This window comes from Candidatus Cyanaurora vandensis (assembly GCF_013285555.1).
Lineage (GTDB): Bacteria > Cyanobacteriota > Cyanobacteriia > Gloeobacterales > Anthocerotibacteraceae > Cyanaurora > Cyanaurora vandensis.
On the sequence record NZ_JAAXLT010000231.1, the window covers coordinates 1 to 3,187 of the forward strand.

The window sequence follows — 3,187 nt, forward strand, 5'->3', positions numbered from 1 at the left end:
CCCCATCACAAACCGCCCCGTCCCCCGTGAGATAGGACCCCGGCACCGACTGCCAATAACTCAAGAAACGCGGGTGGTCATTGTAGATCGTCCGCATCATTCCAGGCCAAGGCCGCCGCACCACCAAAAGCCCCCCCGTCTGCACCGGAACTGCTTGCCCCCTCATGTCCACCACCTCCGGCAGAATCCCGAAAAAAGGTAAACCCGCCGAACCCGGTTTCGTCGCACTCGCTCCGGGCAACGTCGTAATAATGATGCCCCCCGTCTCCGTCTGCCAATAGGTATCCACAATCGGACAACGCCCCTCCCCAATAACCGTGTGGTACCACATCCAAGCCTCCGGGTTAATCGGTTCGCCCACTGTCCCGAGCAGACGCAAGGAAGAGCGGTCATGGGCTTGCACATAGCCCTCCCCCCACTTCATAAAAGCCCGCACCGCTGTCGGAGCCGTGTAAAAAATATTGACCCGGTGCTGCTCAACCAACTGCCAGAAACGACTGGGGTCCGGGTGATTGGGCGCACCCTCATAAATAAAGACCGTCCCCCCATTCGAGAGCGGACCATAGACCACATAGGAATGCCCCGTAATCCAACCCACATCCGCCGTACACCAAAAGAGGTCCGTGGGCTTGAGGTCAAAAATATAGCGCGTTGTCAGGTGAGCATAAAGCCCATAACCCGCTGTCGTGTGGACAATGCCCTTGGGTTTCCCGGTGGTCCCCGAGGTGTAGAGGATGAATAACAGGTCCTCACTGTCCATCACCACCGCCGGACATTCTACTGAGACCTGGGACTGCCAATCCTGCCACCAATGGTCCCGCCCGGTCGTCCAAGCCACCTCCCCGCCCAACCGTTGCACGACGAGGACCGCCGCCACTTGAGTCGTCCCCGTGACTAAAGCTTGGTCCACATTCGCCTTGAGTAAAACAGGTTTACCCCGCCGCCAACCGCCATCGGCCGTGACGACGACCTTGACCTGGGCATCCACCAAACGGTCCCGCAACGCCTCCGCACTGAACCCCCCGAAGACCACCGTATGTACCGCCCCCAACCGGGCACAGGCCAACATCGCCATCACCGCCTCCGGGATGAGCGGCAGATAAATCGCCACCCGGTCGCCCTTTTGGACCCCGAGAGCTTGGAGGGTGTTGGCGAAACGACAGACCTGTTGGTGCAGTTGGAGATAGGTGAAGGTACGGGTATCCCCCGGTTCGCCTTCCCAGATCAGGGCGGCTTTGTGACGGTTCTCGGTCAATAGATGGCGGTCCAGACAGTTGTGGCTCAAGTTGAGTTTGCCGCCCACGAACCAGCGTTGCCCGTCTAAGGTCTTGTCCCAGGGCGCAAACCAGTCCAGGTTCTCAGCCGCCTGCTCGGCCCAGAAGCCCTCAGGGTCAGCGATGGATTGGCGGTACAACCGGCGGTAGGTCGCCGCATCTATGTGGGCTTGGTCCTTGAAACTATCACTAGGTTCAAAGACGCGCTCCTCCGTCAAGACCGAATCAATCGCTGTTGTATTTAGGTCAACCACCGGACACCCCCCACGGTTTATTTTATTTTGAGCGAAATCAAGACCAGTTACGCAACTGGCTAAAGAGAGCCTGGAGGAGGCCGGGGAGCGGACTGGCCCGGAAACGTTGCTTAGTTAGTTGCCCGGAGACCTGCTGGTTGCCCAGGCTCAGCGTCGGGTAGGGATGGATACTCGCGCTGATGGCCCCGACTTTGAGATTCTGTTTCATGGCAAGGACCCATTCTTGAAGGAGTTCCCCGGCCTGTTGACCAATAATGTGTGCGCCGAGGATGGTTCCATCGGGGCGGATGATGATTTTAATTAACCCCGTCTCCTCTCCCGCCGTAATCGCCCGGTCAATGCCTTTAAAGGGTTGCTCCAGAACAATCCCGCCCTGGTCCTTAGCCTCAGCCTCCGTCAGACCGACGTGGGCCACTTCGGGATCGGTGAAAGTAGTCCAGGGAATGACCCGGTAATCGGCCTTGGCCTTAAATAAATTCAACAGCGCGTTACGGACAATCACCGTCCCCTCATACCCCGCCACATGGGTGAACTTATATCCCCCCGTCACATCCCCACAGGCAAAAATCCTGGGGTTCGTTGTAGCGAGGTAAGCATCTACCTGAATACCCCGCTCATTGAAACCGACCCCAGCTTCTTTCAAACCCAACCCTTCTAAGTTGGGTTGACGGCCCGTGGCGACGAGAATTGCATCAGCAGTAAACGAGCCTTGGTTGGTATGAAGGATTTTTACATCGCCTTGTCCCTCGACCCGATTCACCGTCACCCCGGTTTTAATGGTGATGCCCTCGTCGGTCAGGGCTTGATGAAGGATAGCGGCAAGGGCGGTATCTTCACGGGGTAAAATGCGCTCTCCTCGTTGTAGAACCGTTACCTCAGACCCCAAACGGTGCAGAGCTTGGCCCAACTCCAGCCCAATGGGTCCACCGCCGAGAACCACCAGCCGGGGCGGACAAGCAGGCAGGGTAAATACATCTTCATTAGTAATGAACCCCGCTTCGCTGAGTCCCGGAATCGGCGGAATCTGGGGCCGAGACCCGGTAGCAATACAAAATGTCCGCGCCTTGAGGTCCCGTCCACTCAACCGAAAAGTCGCCCGGTCCACGAACTGACCCTCCCCAAACAGGACCTCTACCCCCAACCCCTGAAACCGAGCCGGGGAATCGTGGGGCTCAATTCGTTGGATGGCCTGCGCGACATGGTTGCGGACTGCACGGAAGTCTACGGGACCAGCGGAAGACGGGATACCCCAGCGGTCACTGTGACGGACTTGGTGAGCGATCCGACTGACATGAATGAGAGCTTTAGACGGGACACAACCCTGCCAGAGACAATCCCCTCCAAGCCGAGCCTTATCAATGAGAGCGACCTTAGCCCCCAGTTGTGCCGCTCCTGCTGCCACGGTCAGACCCCCGGACCCGCCGCCAATCACCACTACATCGAAGGGAACCATGGCTAAAACCTCCTATGCAAATTCCTGCCCATTCCCAAAAGTCATCAACTGAGACTTCTTTGATAACCGCTAAGTTCGCTAACAGTGCTCCTCCGCTTGTTGAGCGTAGCACCCTACTTCCAACACCCATGAGATGATAGAGTCCACCCTTGACATACTCACCGTCCTAAAGGAGCGGTGATTCTTGACGTTTCACTGAAGCTTGC

Annotated in this window: 2 protein-coding genes; both read right to left on the reverse strand. The window is 57.5% G+C overall.

The genetic code is table 11. The features are described 5' to 3' along the window. Positions 1–1,528: acetate--CoA ligase (gene acs, locus HFM78_RS15935; RefSeq protein ID WP_287130448.1), on the reverse strand; the 1,528-nt coding region annotated here is incomplete at its 3' end. Between the two features lie 37 nt (positions 1,529–1,565). Next, the gene (locus HFM78_RS15940) at positions 1,566–2,981 is read right to left on the reverse strand and encodes an NAD(P)/FAD-dependent oxidoreductase (RefSeq protein WP_287130449.1); all 1,416 of its coding nucleotides are present in this window, start codon (positions 2,979–2,981) and stop codon (positions 1,566–1,568) included. Positions 2,982–3,187: the final 206 nt, after the last annotated feature.

Coding starts and splice junctions, on each gene's coding strand:
- HFM78_RS15940 (WP_287130449.1), bottom strand. CDS start 2,981: ATGGTTCCCTTCGATGTAGTGGTGATTGGCGGCGGGTCCGGGGGTCTG.